The organism is Colwellia sp. RSH04, assembly GCF_003545765.1.
In the GTDB taxonomy this organism is placed as follows: Bacteria; Pseudomonadota; Gammaproteobacteria; order Enterobacterales; family Alteromonadaceae; genus Colwellia.
The window spans coordinates 1-24,210 of the sequence record NZ_QXIO01000007.1 but is presented as its reverse complement, the minus strand read 5'-3'; the positions used below and the strand labels follow the sequence as shown (position 1 = coordinate 24,210).

At 36.1% G+C, this 24,210-nt stretch carries 20 protein-coding genes; 9 read left to right on the top strand and 11 right to left on the bottom strand.

Annotated elements, in window-relative coordinates:
* Positions 1–189: 189 nt before the first annotated feature.
* Together fghA and D1094_RS12435 are read right to left on the bottom strand one after the other, a co-directional pair.
* On the bottom strand, positions 190–1,041 hold the full coding sequence (gene fghA / locus D1094_RS12440; RefSeq protein WP_118960445.1) for an S-formylglutathione hydrolase: 852 nt from the start codon (positions 1,039–1,041) through the stop codon (positions 190–192).
* Positions 1,042–1,123: 82 nt separating this feature from the next.
* Positions 1,124–2,254, bottom strand: coding sequence for an S-(hydroxymethyl)glutathione dehydrogenase/class III alcohol dehydrogenase (locus D1094_RS12435; protein WP_118960444.1), 1,131 nt, complete (start codon positions 2,252–2,254; stop codon positions 1,124–1,126).
* 191 nt (positions 2,255–2,445) lie between these two features.
* Between D1094_RS12435 and D1094_RS12430 the strand changes: the two genes are divergently transcribed.
* The 9 genes from D1094_RS12430 (at position 2,446) to D1094_RS12390 (ending at position 18,076) form a co-directional block, all read left to right on the top strand.
* Positions 2,446–3,312 carry a LysR substrate-binding domain-containing protein gene (locus tag D1094_RS12430; protein WP_118960443.1) on the top strand — a complete coding sequence of 289 codons (867 nt, stop codon included), beginning with the start codon at positions 2,446–2,448 and terminating at the stop codon, positions 3,310–3,312.
* 73 nt (positions 3,313–3,385) lie between these two features.
* The gene (locus D1094_RS12425) at positions 3,386–4,534 is read left to right on the top strand and encodes a YCF48-related protein (RefSeq protein ID WP_118960442.1); all 1,149 of its coding nucleotides are present in this window, start codon (positions 3,386–3,388) and stop codon (positions 4,532–4,534) included.
* 2 nt (positions 4,535–4,536) lie between these two features.
* Positions 4,537–5,055, top strand: coding sequence for an NUDIX hydrolase (locus tag D1094_RS12420; protein WP_118960441.1), 519 nt, complete (start codon positions 4,537–4,539; stop codon positions 5,053–5,055).
* A 199-nt stretch (positions 5,056–5,254) separates the two neighbouring features.
* Positions 5,255–6,097: an isopenicillin N synthase family oxygenase gene (locus D1094_RS12415; protein ID WP_118960440.1), complete on the top strand. Its 843-nt coding sequence runs from the start codon at positions 5,255–5,257 to the stop codon at positions 6,095–6,097.
* A 484-nt stretch (positions 6,098–6,581) separates the two neighbouring features.
* Positions 6,582–9,377: an ATP-binding protein gene (locus D1094_RS12410; RefSeq protein WP_118960439.1), complete on the top strand. Its 2,796-nt coding sequence runs from the start codon at positions 6,582–6,584 to the stop codon at positions 9,375–9,377.
* Positions 9,378–9,606: 229 nt separating this feature from the next.
* Complete coding sequence (locus D1094_RS12405; RefSeq protein WP_118960438.1) at positions 9,607–11,913, top strand: S8 family serine peptidase; 2,307 nt, start codon at positions 9,607–9,609, stop codon at positions 11,911–11,913.
* 10 nt (positions 11,914–11,923) lie between these two features.
* Positions 11,924–12,460, top strand: coding sequence for a hypothetical protein (locus D1094_RS12400; RefSeq protein ID WP_118960437.1), 537 nt, complete (start codon positions 11,924–11,926; stop codon positions 12,458–12,460).
* Positions 12,461–12,859: 399 nt separating this feature from the next.
* Positions 12,860–13,912, top strand: coding sequence for an HD domain-containing phosphohydrolase (locus D1094_RS12395; RefSeq protein WP_182440180.1), 1,053 nt, complete (start codon positions 12,860–12,862; stop codon positions 13,910–13,912).
* A 6-nt stretch (positions 13,913–13,918) separates the two neighbouring features.
* Positions 13,919–18,076, top strand: a complete 4,158-nt coding sequence (locus D1094_RS12390; RefSeq protein ID WP_118960436.1) for a transporter substrate-binding domain-containing protein — start codon at positions 13,919–13,921, stop codon at positions 18,074–18,076.
* Between the two features lie 139 nt (positions 18,077–18,215).
* Here D1094_RS12390 and D1094_RS12385 read toward each other — a convergent pair whose 3' ends face one another.
* The 9 genes from D1094_RS12385 to D1094_RS12350 all read right to left on the bottom strand — a co-directional run.
* Complete coding sequence (locus tag D1094_RS12385) at positions 18,216–18,707, bottom strand: hypothetical protein (protein ID WP_118960435.1); 492 nt, start codon at positions 18,705–18,707, stop codon at positions 18,216–18,218.
* Positions 18,708–18,818: 111 nt separating this feature from the next.
* Positions 18,819–19,073, bottom strand: coding sequence for a hypothetical protein (locus D1094_RS12380; RefSeq protein ID WP_118960434.1), 255 nt, complete (start codon positions 19,071–19,073; stop codon positions 18,819–18,821).
* 2 nt (positions 19,074–19,075) lie between these two features.
* Positions 19,076–19,237: a hypothetical protein gene (locus tag D1094_RS18655; RefSeq protein WP_182440179.1), complete on the bottom strand. Its 162-nt coding sequence runs from the start codon at positions 19,235–19,237 to the stop codon at positions 19,076–19,078.
* 52 nt (positions 19,238–19,289) lie between these two features.
* A complete protein-coding gene (locus D1094_RS12375) occupies positions 19,290–20,198 on the bottom strand; it encodes a patatin-like phospholipase family protein (protein WP_118960433.1) in 909 nt (302 codons plus the stop codon).
* Positions 20,199–20,252: 54 nt separating this feature from the next.
* Positions 20,253–20,672 carry a GFA family protein gene (locus D1094_RS12370; protein WP_118960432.1) on the bottom strand — a complete coding sequence of 140 codons (420 nt, stop codon included), beginning with the start codon at positions 20,670–20,672 and terminating at the stop codon, positions 20,253–20,255.
* A gap of 33 nt (positions 20,673–20,705) precedes the next feature.
* A complete protein-coding gene (locus D1094_RS12365; protein ID WP_118960431.1) occupies positions 20,706–22,085 on the bottom strand; it encodes a M28 family metallopeptidase in 1,380 nt (459 codons plus the stop codon).
* A 66-nt stretch (positions 22,086–22,151) separates the two neighbouring features.
* Positions 22,152–22,469 carry an antibiotic biosynthesis monooxygenase gene (locus D1094_RS12360; protein WP_118960430.1) on the bottom strand — a complete coding sequence of 106 codons (318 nt, stop codon included), beginning with the start codon at positions 22,467–22,469 and terminating at the stop codon, positions 22,152–22,154.
* 175 nt (positions 22,470–22,644) lie between these two features.
* Complete coding sequence (locus D1094_RS12355; protein WP_118960429.1) at positions 22,645–23,400, bottom strand: LytTR family DNA-binding domain-containing protein; 756 nt, start codon at positions 23,398–23,400, stop codon at positions 22,645–22,647.
* Between the two features lies 1 nt (position 23,401).
* Positions 23,402–24,210: sensor histidine kinase (locus tag D1094_RS12350; RefSeq protein WP_220452556.1), on the bottom strand; the 809-nt coding region annotated here is incomplete at its 5' end.

Genomic DNA, 24,210 nt, shown 5'->3' with positions numbered 1-24,210 from the left:
AAGTTATTTACTTAACCTCAGCTCGGGTTAAGAGATAAGTTAATCGTTTGATATTGTTAAACTTGTGGTTTTAGTAACTCACTAGCTTGATAGTTTTTTCATTCAAGGCAAATTCATTAAGAATAGTTATTTTATTGTTTATGAATTTAACGCAGAAGTAAGGAAAAATAGCTGCTAGGGAGCTATTTATTATCCCGAGCTAAGGTTACTTAATAAAGCATTACTGTGAAACAAAATATGTTTCTCTATAAAGCTAGCGATAAAGAAATAACTGTGGTCATAACCTTCCTGCTTATTTAACGCTATTGGGTAATTGGCTTTTTTAGCGGCTTCAGCAAATTGTTCAATATTCAGTTGTTCCGCTAAAAATTGATCAGCTAAACCTTGCTCTATCATTAAAGGTAGCTGTAAAGTGTGTTCTGCTATTAACTGTGTAGCATCATATTGCTGCCATAACGATTTATCATCGCCTAAATAAGCAGTAAAAGCTTTCACTCCCCATGGACAGTTTGTTGGGTTACATATTGGGCTAAATGCTGAGATTGATTTATATTGCTCAGGGTTTCTCAAACCAATCACCAAAGCACCGTGTCCTCCCATAGAGTGGCCTGCGATACTTTTCTCTGTGGTCACCGGAAAGTTAGCTTCAATTAATGCGGGTAACTCAGCAGTAATATAATCATACATCTGATAATTTTGCTGCCATGGCTCTTGGGTTGCATTGACATAAAAACCCGCCCCCTGCCCTAGATCATAAGCGTCATCATTTGCTACCTCCTCTCCGCGAGGGCTAGTATCTGGCGCTACAATCGCTATACCTAATTCGGCGGCAGCTTTAAATGCTCCAGCCTTTTGCATAAAATTTTCATCACTACAGGTTAACCCTGAAAGCCAATAAAGCACAGGTACTTTATGACTTTCACTAGCTTGTGGGGGTAAATAAATAGCAAAACGCATCGAACAATTTAATACACTCGATTGATGGTTATATTGTTTATGCCAACCTGAGCACACTTTATTACTGCTTATATTCTCAATCATGTATAAACCTCACTACCGTTGATTATAATTGGGTTTTCTTTGAGATAATTACTTACCTACATGGATTATGTATCAAAGTGAATTATTTATTAAAGTGAATAACACTACGAATACTCTTGCCTTGATGCATTAAATCAAACGACTCATTTATCGCTTCTAACCCCATGGTATGAGTAATAAAGTCATTTAATTGAAATTCACCATCAAGGTAACGTTCAACAATATCAGGTAATTCTGAACGACCTTTAACCCCACCAAATGCAGTGCCGCGCCATACTCTGCCAGTAACTAATTGAAATGGTCTCGTTGAAATTTCTTGTCCTGCACCAGCAACGCCGATAATAACAGACTCACCCCAACCTTTATGACAACACTCTAACGCGGAGCGCATCACGTCTACATTACCAATACATTCAAATGAATAATCTACGCCACCATCAGTTAACTCAACAATCACTTCTTGAATAGGCTTTTCATAGTCTTTAGGGTTAATACAATCTGTTGCTCCTAATTTTTTGGCTAATTCAAACTTTGACTCATTAATATCAATCACAATAATGCGAGACGCCTTAGCCATTGTTGCGCCAATAACAGCTGATAAACCAATACCACCTAAGCCAAAAATAGCCACAGTATCACCAGCTTCAACTTTAGCCGTATTCATAACCGCCCCCATACCAGTGGTAACACCACAACCTAATAGGCAAACTTCTTCAAGTGGTGCAGACGGGTTAACTTTTGCCAAAGAAATTTCAGGTAAAACGGTATATTCTGAAAACGTTGAGCAGCCCATATAATGATAAATTGGTTGTCCATCTTTATAAAAACGTGTTGTGCCATCAGGCATTAAACCTTTGCCCTGTGTTTCTCTGATTTGTTGACAAAGATTTGTTTTGCCAGACAAACAGAACTTACATTCACCACATTCTGGTGTATAAAGTGGAATAACATGATCACCTACTTTTACGCTGGTAACGCCTTCACCAACTTGTTCAACAATACCGCCACCCTCATGACCTAATATGCTTGGAAATACCCCTTCTGGATCTTCACCAGATAAAGTAAATGCATCGGTATGACAAACTCCTGAAGCAACAATTTTTACCAGTACTTCACCTTTTCTTGGTAACATAACATCAACTTCTTCAACTGATAGTGGTTGATTAGGTCCCCAAGCAATAGCCGCTTTTGATTTAATAAACTGATCTGACATTGTTATCTCCATTGTTTCTTTTAATAGTTTCTTTTAATTTCTTTTAATGATTTGGTTCAAGAATAAATTATTTGCCATAAGCTTAGCTCAAACGAACTAAACAACTTAGCTTTAACTACTGCCATTATATTTATTTCATCACAGATGATAATATAAACTTTATTAATTTACTTTTACACACGAGTAACAATATGGAATGGCAAGGCATTAGTGAGTTTGTTGCCGTAGCAGAAAACAATAGTTTTACTAAGGCCGCTAAAAAGCTTGCTATTTCTACTGCTCAAGTGAGCCGACAAGTAACCGAGTTAGAGCAAAGACTTAACATTAAGCTTTTTTATCGCACCACTAGAAAAGTGTCTTTAACGTTTGAAGGCGAAATATATTTTCAGCACTGCAAACAAGTATTAAATAGTTTGCAAGAAGCTGAACGCGCAATAGTTAATTTACAAAGTAAACCTCAAGGTAAAATAAAACTAACGGCTCCCGCAACCTATGGTGAGAAAATTATTCTACCTAAACTCAATGATTTTTTAATCAACCATAAAGAAATATCACTGGATGTTAATTTAACTAATCAACAAATAAACTTAGTTAATGAAGGTTACGATTTAGCCATTCGTTTAGGTAAGTTAAAAGATTCAAGTTTAATGGCTACAAAACTTACTCAGCGAAAAATTTACCTTTGCGCAGCCCCCAGTTACTTACAAGTTTTTGGTACGCCACATACTTTGTCTGAATTAACCCATCATAACTGTTTATTAGGCACACGTGATTTTTGGCGTTTCAATGAAGCTTCAAAAGAAATCAACATGCGCGTTTCAGGCTCTTTACGTTGTAATAATGGTCAAGCTTTGTTAGATGCAGCACTTAAAGGCATAGGCATAGTGCAGTTGCCCGATTATTATGTTGAATCATTTATAAGCACGGGGAAATTAGTGACTCTGTTGAGTCAATTTCAAGAGCCTGATGAAGATGTTTGGGCTGTTCACCCTTTTAACAGGCAACGCTCACCCAAAATAAATGCCTTAGTTAATTATTTAAAGGGTAGCTTAGCGTAACGCTTGATGTATTGTTTGAGTGACTATAATAATTAATGGTGTATATTTTATATCCCATTAAATAAAGCTATGATTGACCGATACAACCCAAAAAAATAATAACGATAACTATCCAATGCTTTTACCAAATAAAAAATCCTTTATTCTTTTAGCTCTGCTTTCATTCATTACTTTTTCTCAACTTAGTCACGCTTTACAAACCCCATTACAATGGCAGTTTAAGCAACTACCCGCCAAAGTATCGTTACGAGGCAGTGCCATCAAAGAACACTCTTTATGGGTAACAGGTGCGAACAATACCGTTTTTGTTAGTCAAGATGGTGGCATTAGCTGGCAAGATAAATCGGTTAAATCCTCCATAATAACTGACTTTAGAGATATTGCATTGTTTGATAGCCAAACGGCGATAATTATGGGAGCTGGCTCAGGCGAGTTATCAGTACTTTATAAAACTAGTGATGGTGGTAACAGTTGGCAGCCAATGTATCAAACACCTCACAAGCAAGGCTTTTTTGATTCCATTGCCTTTTGGGATGAAAAACAAGGGCTATTAATGGGTGACCCTATAGATGGCTATTTTGTGATAAAAAAAACCACTGATGGTGGCAAAACATGGCAGAGAATAAAGCACAGTAATATCCCAGCACTGCAAGAAAAAGAAGTGGCTTTTGCCGCAAGTGGCAATACCTTAATCATTGGTAAGCAAGGTAAAGCCTGGTTTGCAACCGGTGGCTTTTCCGCATGGGTATATCATAGTAATGATTACGGAGAAACTTGGCAGCGAAGGTCTGTTCCTATCCATAAAGCGAGCCAAACGTCAGGCGTTTATGCTCTTGCGTTAAACAGTAATAATGAAGTGTTTGCTCTTGGTGGTGATTATTTAGCGCGTTCTGCTAATTACAGTAATATGGCGTCTATAAAAAATAATAGTTGGCAATCTGTTAACAATGACCAACGAGGATTAAGAACAGCAATGGCTTGTCAACAAGCCATTTGTATCAGTACAGGCAAACTCAGTACAGATGTCTCTTATGATCATGGTAACAGTTGGCAAGCGTTAAGTGTGCCTAGCAATAGCCAAAATAGTATAAAACCTATAAAATCGCCGCTCTCAAAAAGTTTAAATAACGGCTTTTACACTATAGCCAGTGATAACAATACTTTTATTGCCGCTGGAGCAAAAGGTAATATCGCGGTTATTTCACTACCAGTTAAAGAATAAATATGCGTTTATTAAAATCGACCACCCATGCTGATATTAGCGATTTATCAGCTGCTCAATTCACCCGAAAAGCAAGCAGAGCTATTGTTTTAAAAGGTGAAGATATTCTCCTTCTCTACACCAAACGTTACCACGACTATAGTTTACCCGGTGGTGGTATTGATGAACATGAAACCAACATTTGTGGGTTAATAAGAGAGCTAAAAGAAGAAACTGGCGCTCACAATATTAGCCAAGTAAAAGAGTTTGGTAAGTACGAAGAGTATCGCCCGTGGTATAAAAATAACTATGATATTGTTCATATGGTGTCATATTGTTACACCTGCACTATTGATGATGAACTACTTACGCCTGAGTTAGAAAGCCATGAAATAGCTAATGGCATGCACCCCACTTGGATAAATATCCATGAAGCAATTGCCCATAACGAACACACAATAGCGCATAGTGAAAAAAAAGGTATGTCGATTGAAAGAGAAACCTTTTTACTAAAAAGAATAGTTCAAGAGTTGCTCAAGTAACTCGTTAACTATTAACACCTAAACAGATCTCTCTTTTGAAGTACAACCAAACCAAGAATGCATTGGAGTTTAGCTTACTCTTTACTTGAGTATTATGGGTGTTTACGCGTGCAAAACCAACTCAACACAGTTGAACTATTCACCAGAACGAGTAAAATAAACCTTACCAATTGGTCAAGAATTTAATAATGAGAATACTATGCAAGTACAAGTTGTAGATTATACCGACAAAGATGCACCACAGAAATTTGTCGAGAGCCTCAGAACCACAGGTTTTGGCGTGCTCGTAAATCACCCTATTCAACAGAGTTTAGTTGAGTCAATCTACAAAAACTGGCATGCGTTTTTTCAATCCAATGATAAACATAATTTTGCTTTTGATCCGCACAAGCAAGATGGCTACTTCTCTCCTGAGGTCTCTGAAACAGCAAAAGGCCACAGTAAAAAAGATATTAAAGAGTACTACCATATTTACCCTTGGGGTCGAATTCCTACTCAGCTAAAAGATGAAATTCTAGCCTATTATCAATCAACTTCTGATCTTGCAGCTGAATTACTTGACTGGGTAGAAGCACATAGCCCAAGCGAGGTATCGAAAAAATACTCTGAAGCCTTATCAAATATGATAAAAGATACCCCAAACACCTTATTGCGTGTATTGCATTACCCCCCATTAACGGGAGATGAAGAGCCAGGAGCAATAAGAGCAGCAGCTCATGAAGATATAAATTTACTCACTATTTTGCCAGCGGCTAATGAACCTGGTTTACAAGTACAACAGCAAAATGGTGAATGGATGGATGTGCCTTCTGATTTCGGTAACTTAATAATTAATATTGGCGATATGTTACAAGAAGCATCTGGTGGTTATTTTCCATCGACTAGCCATAGAGTTATTAACCCAACCGGTAAAGGAAGTGATAAGTCTCGTATTTCGTTGCCTTTATTTTTACACCCGCGCAGTGAAGTTGTTTTATCTGAAAAACATACTCAAGCAAGCTACTTGTTAGAGCGCTTAAGGGAGTTAGGGGTAAAAGCCTAGCTTATTTTTTTCAAAAATAAGACAAAATCAACGAAGTTTGGAAAGCTTGGTTATTCCAAATAAGTGTATACTAATACCACTAGTGTTGAGGTAGCCATTGTTCGTAGGGCTGTGGCTAAAACCACCTTATTACAGTTTAAAATTAGCTATTTAAGTGACTAAATCTGAAGGTTTTCACCTTAATTAAAGTGATTTAATCTCCCAATATAATTTTTATACAAAGTTCAACAACTTCCCTATAGCATATACCTATAGCTAATATAGTGCTTCTTGTTATGTAAGTTTCGTTTAAAATGCTAAGTAAACGGTAAAAGACACTAACGATCAACACGCTTCAAAGTAATTTGCTTTCAACCATTTATTGCACCAGAATAATATTTAGACTAATCTGAAAGGTAACTAATGAGTACTTAATCCTTATAGCTTCAAACAAGAGCCATAGATAATTTATAAAAAAGAATACATTTTAATTAGGTGAAACAGTGTGACGTTAGCTCCTTCTAAAAAACTTATTATTACGTGCCTTCTTTGTTTCATTTCTTTCCTCATTAACTTAAATCCAGTAAGCCTATTTAGTGGTGCTGAACTAGTCTTCGGTAACGTTATCGCTGTTGCAGCAGTATTTTTATTAGGAATAGAAGCGGGTCTTTTTATTTGTATAATCGCTTCATTTGCTACTTACATTAACTGGCAGCACTTTCTACTTATTGTTCCATTTACATTAGAAATTATTTCGATTCATTTGGCGATAAAACTTAAGCGTTCTCCTCTTATATTAGGGCTTGTTTATTGGTTTACTTTAGGGGTTGCTATCGTTGCTTTCGAGCATTATCAATCAAGCGACTTCAGCGATGTGACAAAAAACGCCATTATTTTGAAATATATGATTAATGGCGTTATTAACATTTCTCTTGGTTATGTTTTAGCCATATTTATATCTCATTTAATAAACAAACAGAGAACACACCAATTAAATTTACCTCACCTTATTAGTTTATTTGTCTTTACAGCAGTAACTTTATCTGTTTTGACTAATGCTTTTTTTTGGTTAAAAGAAAATCAACATAATAAATTAGCGCAATTCAATAAGTCATTAGAAGTTCATGCGACACACGTGGCTTATAACGTGCATTCATTAATAATGCGCACATTAGATTCTCTAAAACTGCAAGAAAATCACGTTAAAAATACAGAGTCACTCACCTTTCAAGAAAAAATTCTTACACAAACAGCAGAGTTACACCCTCAAATTTTAACTATGCTCATCACAAATGACCAAGGCAAAGTTAATACCACCTACCCTGCTGATTTACGGAAAAATATTTCCTCAGATAATAACGGGCTGTATGTCACAGATAGAGAGTACTTTTCAAAAGCCAAACTAACATTAAAAAGTTATATTTCTAACGTATTTGAAGGGAGAGGATTTGGCAATGACCCTATTGTGGCTATTTCAGTTCCTATAATAGTTAACCAAGCATTTACTGGCATCATAGAAGCATCCCTTAACCTTAATAGTCTTATTGAATTAGATAAAAAAGTTATACATCCAAAACAAGCATTAATCATTCTTGACCAAACCAACAGCGTAGTTTATAGCTCTAAAAGTCTCGACTATACCTTTTTACAAGACTTAACAAAAAGCGAGTTATTATCTCATTTAGCTAACAAGAAAGATTACTTCGTGGTAGACAAGAAAAACCAACACCATATTGTCCAGTCACAAAAGGTTAATGAATTAAATTGGACTGTAATCTCTTTGATTCCCAGAGACGTATTCGAAGTTCAAATAGCAAAAACAGCTCAAAAATCTGTCTTATTATTGATAGTCTCAATAGTTATTTTCTTATTAATTGCTAACAAGCTAGCAAATCATATCGCTAGGCCCTTATCAGATTTAACGACAACGCTGCAACGTGCTAGTGACAGTGGTCAGTTTCATTTATTAAAGTTAACGATACCTGCGTCAATATTAAAAGAAACGAACCTACTTGTTCCTACAATCAATCATTTTTCAATTCAGTTAGCACAAACCCTTTCGTCACTAAACAAATCAATACTGTCTGCAAGTAACGCAAACCATAAACTAGAAATATTGAATAACGAATTAACTAGTCGAGTTAACAAGCAAACCAAAGAACTTTCTGATGCGCTGATTGAGGCCAAAAGTGCAAATAAAGCCAAATCTGAGTTTCTTGCCAATATGAGTCATGAAATAAGAACACCAATGAATGGTATTTTAGGAACCATTCAACTTTTACAAAAGGCTAACCCAGATAAAGAATCAGCAGACTTACTTGATAAAGCACACTATTCTTCAAAAGCACTACTGGCTTTACTAAACGATATTTTAGACTTATCAAAAGTTGAATCAGGGAAATTGACTATTGAGACAATCGACTTCGATCTCAACGCCGTTGTCGAATCAGTTAACGACTCTATATCATTTTCAGCTGCCGATAAAGATGTGATATTCTCAGTAGAGTTTACTGCTAACTATTACCGGTTCTGGCAAGGCGACCCCTATAGAATAAGACAAATATTACTCAACCTTGTTTCTAATGCTATAAAATTCAGCCCTAATGGTAAAGTCTCCATCACATTAGACTGCGCTGAAAATAGAGACTTAAACTTTAAGGTTAGCGATAACGGAATAGGCATGTCGCCAGAAGCAGTCGAAAGATTATTTCATCGTTTCGAACAGGCAGATAACTCTACAACAAGAAAATTTGGCGGTTCAGGACTAGGGATGACAATAACGTATAGTCTCATTGAAATAATGAAAGGGACCATTTCAGTAGAAAGCCAAGAAGGCACAGGCACAACCATTTCAGTCTTACTCCCTTTAAAACGAAGCTCTTCAGAAAAGATCACTAAGACTCAAGAGTCCGATAAAAATTTACCCGACTTGTCTCATTACTCAATTTTGGTCGCTGAAGATAATAAAATAAACCAAACTATCTTTGTAAACATGCTTAAACTCACTAATGCTCGAATTCTTGTAGCTGACAATGGTAAACAAGCTGTGGATTTCTTTTCACAGGAAACATTTGATCTCGTTTTTATGGATATTCAAATGCCTGTCATGGATGGCATAGAAGCTTTTAAAAACATCAAAAACATCAACCCGAATATCCCTATTATTGCGGTAACCGCTAATACAATGAAAGAAGACATTGAGCGATACTTATCACTTGGGTTTTTCTCTCATATAGCAAAACCAATCGAACTTAACAATTTATCTTTGGTACTTAAACAGACCATAAAAAATAAAAAGTAGCCAACTACTCACTAACTCATCGATAAAAAGTCATTATGTTCTTTATATACAATGGCTTTCATACAAAAATTTGACTATTGTAAGTCTAAATAATTATACATAACGCAGGTATATGTAAAATAAATATTACGAAGAAAGGTGTAGTTTGTTAACACGGTGTTAATCCTTACTTGTTTCATACAATATTTTCAGTTATATTTTTTGTTCAAAATAAAAACTAAGGATACTTATGAAAAAGAATAATCTGAAATTATCAGTATTATCTACCGCTATCTTGCTAACACTAGCGGGTTGTGTAGACAGTGACCCTAAGCCAGAACCTAAGGTTGATAGTGCCCCTACGGCTAGCAATGTTACTGTTACAGGTTTAAAGCAATGGATGCCAGTTACAGGAACCATTAACACAAGAGATGCAGACAACGATGCTATTACTTTATCATTCTTTGAGAATGGTGAAGAAGTAACAGCAGAAGATGGTGTTTATACTTTTTCAAATGGTGTATTAGAACTTAACAGTGACATGAGCTACAGCTTCATTTCACTAACAGGTGAAAGTGCTGAAATTGAATATAAAGCAACGGCTAACGGTAAAACAGCAACAGCTAAAATTATGGTTGATGCGGCAATGGGTGACCCATTAGTTAATCAACAATGGCACTTACGTAACACAGGTCAAAAAGCTTACGCGTTAAGTGATGAAATGAAAGAAGGCTTAATAACCCTTTATGTTTCATTTGGTGAAACAGAAGAAGAAGCCAGAGCAAAAGTTGAAGGTTGGTTTGAAGAAGACGAAGCCAAACTTATTGCTGGCGAAGACATGAATGTTGTTGGCGCTTATAAGCAAGGTGTTACCGGTGCAGGTGTTACTGCCGTTGTAGTTGATACTGGTTTAGAAATTCGCCACGAAGATCTAGAGCCAAACGTTATCCCTAACCGCTCATTGAACTTAAATGAAGGGGCATTAGATAAAACAGACCCAACTTCTACCTCTATTTCAGGCGATCACGGTACGAGTGTTGCTGGTTTAATCGCCGCAAAAGGTTGGAATGGTTTAGGTGGCCAAGGTGTTTCACCTGATACCAACTTAATCGGTATGAACTACTTAGGTTCAGGTAAAGTACCACAAACTGAATACCTTATTCATGGTTTCCCAGGTAGTGGTATTGGCATGAATGATAATGTTGGTGTATTTAACCGTAGTTACGGTTTAGGCTGGCCAACACACTTTAGTTACTCTGAATTAGATGAAGCCATTGAATCTTACCCTAACCTTATGCTACGTGGTGGTAAAGGTGCTTTAACAATGAAATCAAGTGGTAACTCATTTGGTGATGATGGTAATGAAGGGTCGTTATGTGAAGATAATGGCGCAAACGACCTAGGTTTAACGTGTTATAACGCTTCTTTCGAGCCAAGCCAAGTACACCCATATTACTTAAGTGTTGCTGCAGTAAATACTGACGGTAAACATACAAGTTACTCAGCTGCTGGTGCAAACGTATTTGTTTCAGCGCCATCAGGTGAATATGGCCGTTACGCCCCAGCGATGGTTACTACTGACCAAATGACGTGTTTAAGCGGATACTCTGGCTTTAATGGCGGAACAATTGCTGCTTGGTCAAACTTCTACGGTGCCGATTTTGCCGCATCTCAATTCCCGTTTAACTATCCTGGGCATGAAGATAACGCTAGCTGTAACTATACCTCTACATTTAATGGTACATCTTCTGCTGCACCAAACGCATCAGGTGTTGTTTCTTTAATTCTATCTGCAAACCCTGCGTTAACATGGCGTGATGTTCGTCATATTTTAGCCGCAACAAGTACAATGAATGATCCAGAAAACGAAGCAGTAAGCTTCATGATTGGTGAAACAGAGTTTGTTGCTCATCAAGGTTGGGTAGAAAATGCTGCTGGCTTCCATTTCAACAACTTATACGGTTTTGGCCGCGTTAATGCGGGCGACGCTGTTGCAATGGCTAAGGCTTATGATAAAGACTTAGGTGAGCAAGTAATAACTGACTGGATGGGCGCAGGCTCTGCAGTTGGTGAAGGCATGATGACTAGCGCTATCCCTGATAACAATGCCGAAGGTTTATCATACAAAATTGAAATCACAGAAGATATTGCCGTTGAAGCAATGCAATTCAAGTTTGATATCTTTAGTGCTGAAATGGGTTACGGTGATGCAAACGGTAATCAAACAACAGCCGGTATGGATTTAGCAATTGAAGTGACTTCTCCATCAGGCACGAAGAGTATGATTCTATCTTCTAAACAAGCAATTACATACCCTTCTTACTCGTTTGAAAACGGTGAACAGCCTGGTTATATTTTGAAAGATGGTGTATTCCTTTCAAATGCTTTCTACGGTGAATCAGCGATGGGCGAATGGACTATTCGTATTATCGATACTAGCGCAGAAAGTTTCGCAACAGCTGATGGTGGTGCAATGGGCTTTGCTGGTTATGCTAACAACGTTACTGAAAGTATCTTAGAAGGTATTGCGGTACGTGCTTACGGTCATGAGAAGTAGGAGAAGAATGATGAAATTGAATAAATTAACAGTGTTAACTGCGAGTATTTTCTTAGCAAGTTCTGTTGCTGCTCATGCTGGAATGGATAAAGACTTAAGTCTACCAAAAGCTAAGCAAGTAACTAAATTTAACCATGAAAAAGCTGATTTTGGCTCTTACGTGGTAAAAAGAGACTTAGCTTACATCCCAGCGACTATCGCAGATGCAAACAACGTTATCTCATCAAATGGCAGCATGGCAATTGTAAAAGCTAATACTCCTGTTGATAGAGTAGGTAAAGGCACTTTAGTTAGAAATACATTAACTAATGAAATTTCACCTTTATCAGGCAACATCTCTGTATTATTAAAATCAGGTGTTACAGCTAATGATGTTAGTTCAGCTACTGGTCTTGATATTGTTTCTGCTTACGTAGGCACTCAGATTGCTGTATTGCGTGTAACAGGCGAGCAAGATTTAATTGAAGCACGTAAGCAATTAAAATCTTCAGGCTTAGTTAAAGTGGCAAGAATTGAAGTGCTAGAAGTGTTACATAAAGCTGAATAATACCTTTACTATAATATCTATCCTAGAATAGGTTGTAAGGTTTAAGTTTGAAACGCCTGATGCAATGCATCAGGCGTTTTTTTATATCAACAATCCCTTCTTTTATTATTTACCACGACTTATTTGCTAATACTCAGCTTAGCTCAGGCCTATCTTGATGACCATTAATGATTCATTTCAATATAGTGCTTATACAATCAGTTAAAGCATTTGTATTTTTTCTATTTTTCGGTGTAGGATGGAAGTTATGTTTTGCTAATCTATAGTTAACGTTTATATCTATTTCTAAAAATAAGAGTCATCAGTGTAATCTATTAATTATATTGTTAAACAAAGTAAATCGAACTAGTATTAAGACTAATATTTGTCTTCTAACTTATTTAATTTAGAGGTTAATTTGTGAAAAGTGGAAGTGACATACATATTCTCATCGTGGATGATGTCTCAGAAAATATCCAAGTTGCATTAAACATTCTCAAGGAAGATAGTTATACTTTTTCTTTTGCTTCTGACGGGGAAGAAGCATTAGACTTAATATCCTCTCAATCATTCGATTTAGTATTACTTGACATTATGATGCCAAAAATTAACGGTTTCGATGTTTGTAAGCAAATAAAAAAAATTGAGCAAGCACAAGAAATACCTATCATTTTTTTAACGGCCAAAACCGATACCGATTCTATTGCTAAAGGGTTTGAAGTAGGAGGCGTTGATTATATTACTAAGCCTTTTCATGCAAATGAGCTATTAGCTCGAGTCAACACCCATATTGAATTATCTGAATCAAAAAAAGAACTGAAAAAGTATGCTGCAGAAGTTGAGAATAAATCCAAACTGCAAGCCATAAGATTGGCAAATGAAATTGAAGAAAATCAATGTGAAATGATCTACATTTTAATGGAAGTCATGGAATCAACTTCAGATGAAACAGGGCAACATATTAGGCGTGTCGCTGAAACCTGTAAATTATTAGCTCAAAAAACGTCTTATTTAAGTGAAGAGGAAGTTAATAGTATTTTTTTAGCGTCTCCCATGCACGACATTGGAAAAATAGCCATCCCTAAAGAAATTCTGCATAAGCCAGGCAAGCTAACTGATGATGAAATGATCATAATGAAAACTCATGCAGAAAAAGGTGCAGATTTACTAAAAAATTCAAAGAGAAGATTAACCACCACAGCCTCTATTATCGCTCATCAGCATCATGAAAAGTGGGATGGTTCAGGTTACCCTAGAGGGTTAAAAGGAGAAGAGATTCATATATTTGGACGTATTGTTGCTATTGCAGATGTTTTTGATGCCCTAACTCATAAACGTCAATATAAAAATGCTTGGTCTGTCGATGATGCGGTTGCCTATATACAATCAAATAGCGGCTCACATTTCGACCCCTCATTAGTTAAATTACTTATCGATAACCTCCCTGAATTTGAACAAATAATGAAAGAATAGTTTAAAATGCTTTTACGCTTATACCTATTTATCATTCTTGTTATTACCTGTGTTTTTATTTCGCCACAAACACACGCACAAGCTAATAAACATGTTTCTTTATCAAATCAAGAAAAGCTATGGTTAAGCAATAATAAAGATATTATTGTCGGTGGTAGTCTCGACTGGAAGCCATTTTCATTTACCGACCAGCAAGGAAATTATCACGGTATAGCGAGTGATTATTTACAACTTATCTCTCAAAATACAGGTTTAAAATATCGCGTTATATCAGATGTTTGGAAAAACAATCTTCATAAGATACAAAATAATGAAATTCACCTATTAGGGGCTGTTTATAAAACAAAGAGCAGGGAAGCCCTATTTAATTTTTCTCAACCTTATTTCGAGGCTTTAGATTACTTCTTTATCAGAGATGACTTAAATGTGAACACTTTTGATGATCTCAATGGCAAGCGTTTGGCTATACCAATAGGCTACGCGCACAGAGAAGTTATAAAAAAGCACTTTCCTAAAATTAGCATTATTGATGTCGATACATTTGGTGCTGCAATAGATGCTGTTCTAGAAAATAAAGCTGATATTTTGTTTGATACATACGGAGCACTCACCTATACATTGGATTTTGAAGGTATCAATACAATCATACCGTTCAAGTCTACTCGTCATTTAGGTAAAAACCCTATACATATTGTCTCCAATAAAGCACACCCTGAATTAGCGAGTATTATCCAAAAAGGCTTAGATGCGATTACTCCTATTCAGCGCCGTAATATTTATAACAAATGGTTCAAACAAAAAAACAATAAAATAGCCCCTTTATTGACCTACGAAGAAAAAAAATGGATTAAGGAACACCCTGTTATCAAAGTAGCAGGAGATCACGCCTGGGCTCCCTTTGAGTTTAGGAATAAAGATGGTAAGTATGATGGGTTTGGTCTTGATCTACTACAACTGATATCACAGTTGACCGGTATAAAATTTGAATTCTCTACCGATATTTGGGATACCTCGTTAGTACAAGTTATAAATAAAAAAAGAGATTTATTACCTTCAGTATTCAAAACAAAAGAACGAAGTAATAATTTAATATTCTCCAGACCTTATTTGAACTTATTAAATTACTTTTTTATTCGTAACACTATTAAAATTAATTCTCTTGATGATTTAAATGGATTTAAGCTTGCGATAATACGCAATAGCGCAATGGAGCCTTCTATTAAAGAACGGCTACCAAACATAAAGATAATTTATATAGACTCTCCAGAGCAAGCAATTGACTATATTATTGAAGGGAAAGCAGATGCGCTTTATGACTCTCATGCCGTTATTAATTATCACTTAAATGAAAAAGCGGTAACAAATATTGTTCCTTTTAAAACCTTGCCAAATACTCCTATTAAATCGCTTCATATTGCTGCTAGGACTGACTATCAACCACTCATTGATATTATCAACAAGGCACTAATTCATATTGAAGAAAGCCCTAAATTAAAGGTATTACTAAACAAATGGCTGATTAATAAATCAGCCATACATAAACCTCGTATAGATTTAACAAGAGAAGAAAAAGAATGGTTACTCAACAATAACCACTTTACTTTCGTTGCTGATCCTCTCTGGATGCCTTTTGAGTCGATATCTGAAAGCAAGCAGCATCATGGCATTATTCCAAGTTATTTAGACATAATCTCAAAAGCATTAAATATTAGCTTCGAATTAATTCCAACAACTAGTTGGCAAGAAAGTAGCAAAACGTTATTAAGTGGCAAAGCAAATATTGGCTCTGCCTCTAGCGCATACAAACCTTTTAAAGGCTTGCAATTTACCGATAGCTACATCAAAAATCCATTTGTTTTTATCATGAAGAATGAAGCGAAATACATAGAAGATATTAACCAAGTACTAGATCAGCGCATAACATTAATCCGAGATTACTCAAGTACAAACAGTTTAATAAGCCAGTACCCAAACAAAAACTTTCAATTAGTAACGAGCCCAGAACAAGGACTAGAAGATCTCTTATTAGGGAAAACCGATGTATTTATATCTTCATTAGCTCAAGCAAACTATGTAATAGCTCAGCAAGGCTACAATAGTTTGCGGGTAGTAGGAAAGACACAATATTATTTAACAATAAGCTTTGTCGTTCAGCCCGAACTTCAGATGCTTATTCCCATAATAAACAAAGTAATAGCGAGCATAAGTACTGTTGAAAAACAAAAAATACTCGACCAATGGGGCGATAAAGATTTACTCGTTAAAACCGATTATAAACTAATTTTCATTACCATTTTGATTGCTAGTCTAATCATTTTCTTCATTGTCTTTTGGAACCGAAGACTTAAACAAGAAGTTATCTTAAGAACAAAAACTGAATTATCGCTAAAACAAAGTGAACGGAATCTATCTGTTGTAATAAATAATATACCTGTCATTGTGTATGTGGTTGATCTTCAGACTAATAAATTACTTATGGCAAATACAGAGGCAATAAAGCAACTGGCTATCACTCAAGAAGATATACATTCATTATCAGCTAAAGATTTTTATCAAGGAGCGTTGCAACACGTTTCAGACAAACAAGTACAAATAACAACACAAGATCGTAAAATTATTGAAGGACTACTCTCAATCATACAAATAAGGTATCAAAGCAAAAATGCTTTTCTACATATTGTTGTTAACCTCAATGAACGTATTTCAATGGAGCGAGATCTCAAACTCGCCAAAAATATAGCAGAGTCAGCCAATAAAGCTAAATCAGAATTTTTAGCCAATATGAGTCATGAAATTAGAACACCAATGAACGCTATAATTGGCTTTACTGAATTGTTATATGAACAAATTCAAGATAACAAACTGAAATCTTTTGTAAAAACAATTAAGTCTGCTGGTGGCTCTTTACTGTTGCTTATTAATGACATTCTTGACTTATCTAAAATTGAAGCAGGAAAACTCTCAATAGATAAAGAAGTATGTAACCCTCACCATATTTTTGAAGACATTAGTAATGTTTTTACTATGAATGTTCGAAGCAAAGGTCTCGACTTTATGCTAGAGGTTGATGAAAAAATCCCCCATGCTTTATTACTGGACTCTACGCGTATCAGGCAAATTTTATTCAACCTTGTCGGTAATGCCGTTAAATTTACAGATGCTGGTACAATCACCCTTAGAGCGGTTGCCGAAAACGAAAATGCTATACATAGCAAGGTCGACTTAAGAATTGATGTTGAAGACACAGGCATTGGCATTGATAAAGACGAAATAGCTCATATCTTTGAAAGCTTTCAACAACAAGAAGGACAAAGTGTAAGAAAATACGGCGGAACAGGTCTAGGTTTAACAATTAGCAAACGCTTAACTGAGTTAATGAACGGTGAAATATCAGTAAGCAGTACGCCAAATAAAGGCTCATGCTTTTCGCTATATCTCCGTTCAATTGATATATCCACCGTTGAAATATCAAGAGAGTTTGCACATGATGCCAAAGAAATAAAAGATATTACCTTTGAAAACCATAAAGTACTCATCGTTGATGACATTCAGAATAATCGCAAATTATTAATAGAAATATTTAAAAACCTAAATTTAAACTATCAAGAAGCCTGTAACGGCAAAGAAGCGGTTCAGTATGCGAGCGAGAACAAATTTGATCTCATCATTATGGACATTCGCATGCCTGAAATGGATGGTTACGAAGCGGCGCACATAATTAGAAAAACTCAACCCAATATTCCTATTGTTGCTTTAACGGCTTCAGTAATGAGAGATGATTATGAACGACAACGCAGAGAGAACTTCTCAGGCTACCTGCGCAAACCCGTTCTTAAACAAGAACTCATTGCAGAGTTAAAAAAATATTTAACACATACAGAAAAACAAATTGAAAAATCAGTAACAGATAATAGTTTTTATGTAGCTAACGAATTGAAAACCGTATTGAAAAGAGACTACTTTTTGCAATGTAAAACACTTAAGCAAAGTAATAACCTCACTGACATTTCATCATTTGCTAGTCAACTACATTTGCTAGCTGAAAGTAGCAACTCAGAATCACTAACTGCATTTGCCAACCAGCTTATTCAAGCAACAGATGTTTTTGATATTGTACTAATCAAAACTTTGCTTAATCAGTTTATAAAACTATGTAATGAATGAATCTAATTGTATATCTTATAACCAACCAAGTTAGTCCCACGCGAAACTAATACATTAGTCTTTTCAAAAAACACATAAATAGCGAAAAAAGGTTAATAACATAATTGATATAACCTCAATTACTCACATAGCAATTTAGCTAACTAAACCCAGTGACTTCATTCTTTATCGTCTTTACAGCTGAATACATCTTATTAATATTCCCTCCATAATTCATACATACCTCATGAAAACTTCCGTCTTTAAGTAATACCCCGCTTTTTGCAATTCCTTTACCGGCATGTGAAAGCGTATTTCTATGTTCGAATCGCTCTATATCAGAAACCTTAACTTCAAAAGACCACATTTCTGATTCTGGGTACCGCACAATAAACCTATCTTTCGTGATGAGTGCTTCATAAGTTCCTGGGTGCACCCTATGCCACCAAGCGATATAGAATAATATGACACTGGAAATCGTAAAAATTAGAATGTAATAAAATTTAAAATCTTCAGCGACCGTTTTATTAAAAAAATCTTCATACCCGTAAAGCCCAGCGATATAGGCTATACAAGCAACACCCATATTGATAAATATCTTTGATTGTTGTTTTCTATCTTTTTTGTAGTAATAAACCACGTCTGTTTTCATGAAGACACCTTAAGCCTAACAGGTTATTATGAAGACTTCACAGTAATATCCGTACCATAAAATCAACTATTTAATTAACTACAATACCCAACGATTATAAAATATTAAAAACTAAAAAATGCCTTCTAAAAGCTCAACGACTGACTCAATAACAGTTTCTTTTTGAGCTTTCTCGTCTTCTAATTGTTGAGCTTTGTTATGGCGCGCTTGGCACCTATCGTAAATATCACTTGTAGCATCTTTAATGTCCTTGTTCTGTTCACCATAAGCTTGTTCTCCACACCTATTCGAAAGCTTTTTGCCACTAGTACAGTTGGTTAGCAAAAGCAGTGTAATACTAAGCATCAATATTTTTGTAAACTGCATAATTACTTACCCATCATATAAAACAAAAAGAGAGCAAAACCACTAAACAAAATAACGCCAATAATCATCATCAAGGTCAGTGTTTTCGAGCGAGACATTGAATCGCCAAGCCCTGATATCGGTGATATACCTAATACGGTTAAAATTGCCTCTAAAATACCCATGCTAACGTTCCTTTAATATGAAAAGTAATAAAGCATATTTTAAATGACCTTATTATAAAAAAGCTTTTAAAGTCTGTTCAGCTTTTACATAGCCTAATTCAATCATTTCTTCAGCTTTATCAAACTCTAATATACCGCAAGCGTTACGGGCAATATCAATAGTAAAATCAGGAGGGTAAGCAGCAAGTTTTTGTCTCGAAATAGTATTTTGCATTGCATCAAATGCTTGGTTAGCAATATCGTATGCACCTACCCTGCTTAGTTCATCTTCATCATCAACCTTATTGGTTAAATCAGCGATAAACTGCTGTATTTTACTCGTAAATGACGTTTTATCTTCTAGCTCAAAGCCTTTAGGTTTCGAGACTTTAGCTTGATTTATAAAAGACTTCGTGTTCTCCACATCTGCGCCAAGATTAACCGCTATTTTAAACTCAGTAGGATCGCTAAAGGTTGGCGCAATCGGTACCGGGTTTAGCACGCCACCATCGATTAAATGCACGCCTTTGTATTCAACCGGTGTAAACAGTAGTGGTAAAGAAATAGACGCTCTAATAGCATCAAAAAGTTTACCTGAATTCATCCATACTTCTTTTTCATTAGCGATATCTGCGGCTACTGCTGTGTATTTTATTGGTAGCTCCTCAATCATCACATCTCCCACTAACTTGGTTAATGATTTAATGATACGTTCACCTTTTACAAGACCACTCGAGCGCCATGAAATATCTAATAACGTAACAATATCAACCTTATCAATGGCTTTTACCCATTGTTCAAATTCATCAAGCTTGTTCGCGGCATAAATCCCCCCGACCAACGCGCCAATTGAGCAGCCCGAAATCGATTGAATGTTAAAATGATGTTCATTAAGCCACCGAATAACACCTATATGGGCTAAACCTCTTGCTCCGCCGCTACCAAGAACTAACGAAACAGATTTTTTTGATTTTGTATTCATTTAACTACCTATAAAGACATGGGTTATCAACGAGCTTCTACTAAACATAAAGAGTTATTTTACCCTTTGAGTGCGAGTTGGTTCAAAAGCCTGATAACGTGGTAATTGCGCATCAAGATCTTCCCAGTTTGCTTTGGAGGTAATAAAGTTATGAGAAACTGGGCGTTCAGTAATATCAGAATCTAATAAGCCTAATCGAATTCTTAGGCGGGTAGGATCGTCAATATTTGCACTATAAACAGGAGAGCCGCATTGAGCACAAAAATAGCGAGTTCTGCCCGGCTTGAATGAAAAGGCACTTAACTGAGCTTGACCTTTAAGGATTGAAAATTCATCGGCTTGAATAAAGCCATTTGTGGCAAAAGCCGTTCCGCTATTTTTTCGACATAAGGAGCAATGACAATGAATAATATCATTAATACTCCCTGAAATTGTCACCTGCACAGCGCCACATAAGCACTTTCCTTGATACATAACTTTCCTTAAAAAATGAAAATGGTAACGGTATTACTCACCAAATGACCCCGCATCACCAGGGAAAACGACGGGGCTTTCAAAGCCATCTTGACTAACACTCGCTACACCAAAAAAGTAGTTATCGATAACAATATTCTCTAAGGTGTACTTTGTAACATCACCAACATAACGACTATGTTGCCACTGAGACTGGTCTGTTAAACGCCAGTAAATTTTATAACCTTTTACCAATGATTTTTCATTTGCTTTTTTAGCATCCCAAGAAAGCCTTGTGCTCGGTTCTACCGCACCTTCTATGGTGACATTTACTGGCGGATTAGGCGCCCAAGCCATACCCGCTAAACTTACTGCATTTAACGCGGTAAGTTTAGCCGCATAATCAAAGTTGACGCCATCAAGTGTATCGCCGTATTTAATACCGTCTTCAGTACGAAGGTCTTGATGTTGCCTATAATAGTTTTCATTCGTTTCCATGATACGTACGGCTGGGTACCCTAAATCATTAAAAGGACGATGATGGCCACCACGGCCAAAACGATCTAATCGATATACCATCATGGTATCGAGGTTTGGAATATAAGTATCGGCCATTTTATCAATGTAACGTGCTAGGTTTCGAGTTGGAGAGTCTACCTCTCCCCCGGTAAATCGTCGTTTTTTTGCTTGAGCTTCTGTTTCATTTTGGCGTGTGCCTTCAGCAAAAATTCGGGCGGTAGTATTATTGATAACCCCATTAATGCCAGCAATATTACCAATCATGTCATTATTTAACACACCTTTAATACGCCAACCATCTTCTTGAGCTTGCTCAGCCATGATTTTCCCGCCAAACAGACCTTGTTCTTCGCCTGCTAACGCAGCAAAAACAATAGAGCCATGAAATTGATATTGTGAAAGAACTCTGGCCGCCTCTAACACACCGGCAACACCTGAAGCATTATCATTAGCGCCTGGAGAATCAGAAGTAAAATCCATCACATCACTCACCCTAGAATCAATATCTCCAGACATCACCACATAACGGTCAGGATCAGTTACTCCTTTTAATATCGCAATAACGCTTACAACATCTGTAGCATCAGGGATTCTCTTTTCATCGGCTATAATTTTTGATTGAAAATAGACTTCTAAACAGTTATTGCAGTCATTAGAAATACGATCAAACTCTGCTTTAATCCAACGCCTAGCCGCGCCAATACCACGAGTATCAGATTTGGTATCTGACAAGGTATGACGTGTACCAAAGCCAACAAGCTTAGTAATATCTTTTTCAATATTTTTTGCTGAAATACTTTCAACAATAGTGTGTAATTTTTTCTGCTCTAACGGTTCACTATGAGCAGGCTTATGTTGTAGCAAACTAAGTGTCGTAAATGACGCTAAAATAGCGAAACAGGCTAACCTTGACATAATTTTCTCTCTTTTAAAGGCGAGTTAATTCAACTGATAAAAAAAATAATCTGATATTCCTAAGATTTATAATCCATAGTCACGTTCCACTTTTGAAATGCGCACTTTGAAGTTACCATACCACAGTTGTCGACCTAATTTCTGCGCGGCTATATGGTCAACATTAGCCTTCCATGCTTTAATTGAAGATAAATCTTGCCAGTATGAGACGGTAATTCCAACATTTTCTCTTGCCGACTCAACCCCTAAAAAACCAGACTGTTCACGTGCCAACTCAACCATTTTATTAGCCATATCATTATAACCGTGATCACCTTTGGTGCGCGTAGAAGTAAAAATAACCGCATAATATGGAGGCTCTGGAGTTGTTGCTATTTCAGACATAATGTAAGCGTGTCAATGCACGATGTATTAAAAGTGGTACTTTATAGTAAAACTATTGTTGATAAAATCAATGTGTAAAGGAGGTTTGAGCGACTAACTTTGTTCGTTTTCAGATTATCTTTTTGGACTGCGTTTGCTAATTTTATATTCCTGTTACCTTATTAATTAACAATAGTTACCCAGCACCTAACCATTGTTTGAATGCTTTTACTTTATCTTGACTAACTATCACCGATTGCTCTGTGTTAGGTGACAACGTTAATGAAAGTTTTTTTTGTTGGAGGCTTTTGATGGTAATAACGGCTTCAATGTTAACAATCCACTGCCGATTAATACGGAAAAATTCCTTAGGGTTTAATCGTTGCATCAATTCATCTAATGTAATGTCATGTACATATGTTTCATTGTCATGCGTGACTAACTGTAATAATGGTGCTTTGTAAAAATAAGATATCAACTCTGTTTTAATAGGGAAGGTATTTGCACCACGTTTAGCCAATATTCTCTTGTATGGGAGTCGGTTATTCACGACTGTACTAGATTTGCTTGGCAATTTATCATAGTTAATATTTTGAATATTGTTTTGAGCTTTTAGAATAGCCTGTTGTAATCGTTCATCTGAAAATGGCTTTAACAAGTAGTCACAACAACTGGCTTCAAAAGCTTTTATAGCATAGTCAGGATAAGCCGTAGTCACAACAATCTCCGGCAATGCTATTCCTGATTGAAACAAGTCAAAGCTATTGCCATCACTAACATGAATATCGAGTAATAAAATATCAACTGTTATTTTAGACTTAATAGTGAGCCACTGAAGTAATTCACTATACTGAGAATAAACGGCAATCACGTTACAACCCAGTTGCTCAACACGTTTAGTTAAGTGTGCTGCTGCGTGTGGTTCATCTTCAATAATAATAATATTATTCATACTATACCGCCTTAGCAGCTTTTCTATTCGTTAGTGGCACCTTAACGCTATACTCCTCTGGACTTTCAGTGATAACAAGTGACTTATTCGTCAGTAACTTAATACATTTACTTAAATTTTCTAAGCCGACACCATTACTGTTGTCAGTGTTACTTTTATTACGATTATTTTTTACTTCAACTTTATCTGAGAAAACAGTAATAATAACAAACAAAGGATATTTCGCATCAAAGTTATTATGTTTAACTGCATTATCAATAAGCTCTGCCAAAGATAGCGGAGGAATTTGAGATCTTAAGTCTTGGTATTCTTCATTGATTACTATTTCTAAGCTGTCAGAAAAGCGTATTTTAAGTATTTCTAGGTAATGTTCTAGCTCTGATAACTCCTTAGTTAAAGGTATTAATGGCCTAGATTCTTGTTCAAAGCTTCTTCGCAAATAACCAGATAAATGCAATAAATAGTCACTTGCCATTTTTCTATCTTGATTTATCAAGCTATACAAGGTGTTTAGGTTATTAAATAAAAAGTGAGGATCTATTTGAGTTTGCAATAACCTCAGCTGCGCACGTTGATTTTCTTGCTCTACTGCACGTAGCTGTATTTTCTGCTGATGCAACTTCTCCTGACTATACAGATAAAGTCGTACAATCAGGATGAAACCACCATTTATCAAACCCAAAAGACTATATACGGCGAAATGTAACCAACTTATGACAGGGGCATTATTAAATAACCTGAGATGCGGATAAGAAATTGAACTAAATGCCCTTGCGGTGATCAGATCTTTCGACGAAAAAAGAAAGAGCA

Bases quoted from the DNA above. Each gene is read 5' to 3' on its own strand.
- fghA (WP_118960445.1), bottom strand. From the start codon at position 1,041: ATGATTGAGAATATAAGCAGTAATAAAGTGTGCTCAGGTTGGCATAAA.
- D1094_RS12435 (WP_118960444.1), bottom strand. From the start codon at position 2,254: ATGTCAGATCAGTTTATTAAATCAAAAGCGGCTATTGCTTGGGGACCT.
- D1094_RS12430 (WP_118960443.1), top strand. From the start codon at position 2,446: ATGGAATGGCAAGGCATTAGTGAGTTTGTTGCCGTAGCAGAAAACAAT.
- D1094_RS12420 (WP_118960441.1), top strand. From the start codon at position 4,537: ATGCGTTTATTAAAATCGACCACCCATGCTGATATTAGCGATTTATCA.
- D1094_RS12415 (WP_118960440.1), top strand. From the start codon at position 5,255: ATGCAAGTACAAGTTGTAGATTATACCGACAAAGATGCACCACAGAAA.
- D1094_RS12405 (WP_118960438.1), top strand. From the start codon at position 9,607: ATGAAAAAGAATAATCTGAAATTATCAGTATTATCTACCGCTATCTTG.
- D1094_RS12400 (WP_118960437.1), top strand. From the start codon at position 11,924: ATGAAATTGAATAAATTAACAGTGTTAACTGCGAGTATTTTCTTAGCA.
- D1094_RS12390 (WP_118960436.1), top strand. From the start codon at position 13,919: ATGCTTTTACGCTTATACCTATTTATCATTCTTGTTATTACCTGTGTT.
- D1094_RS12385 (WP_118960435.1), bottom strand. From the start codon at position 18,707: ATGAAAACAGACGTGGTTTATTACTACAAAAAAGATAGAAAACAACAA.
- D1094_RS12380 (WP_118960434.1), bottom strand. From the start codon at position 19,073: ATGCAGTTTACAAAAATATTGATGCTTAGTATTACACTGCTTTTGCTA.
- D1094_RS18655 (WP_182440179.1), bottom strand. From the start codon at position 19,237: ATGGGTATTTTAGAGGCAATTTTAACCGTATTAGGTATATCACCGATA.
- D1094_RS12375 (WP_118960433.1), bottom strand. From the start codon at position 20,198: ATGAATACAAAATCAAAAAAATCTGTTTCGTTAGTTCTTGGTAGCGGC.
- D1094_RS12370 (WP_118960432.1), bottom strand. From the start codon at position 20,672: ATGTATCAAGGAAAGTGCTTATGTGGCGCTGTGCAGGTGACAATTTCA.
- D1094_RS12365 (WP_118960431.1), bottom strand. From the start codon at position 22,085: ATGTCAAGGTTAGCCTGTTTCGCTATTTTAGCGTCATTTACGACACTT.
- D1094_RS12360 (WP_118960430.1), bottom strand. From the start codon at position 22,469: ATGTCTGAAATAGCAACAACTCCAGAGCCTCCATATTATGCGGTTATT.
- D1094_RS12355 (WP_118960429.1), bottom strand. From the start codon at position 23,400: ATGAATAATATTATTATTATTGAAGATGAACCACACGCAGCAGCACAC.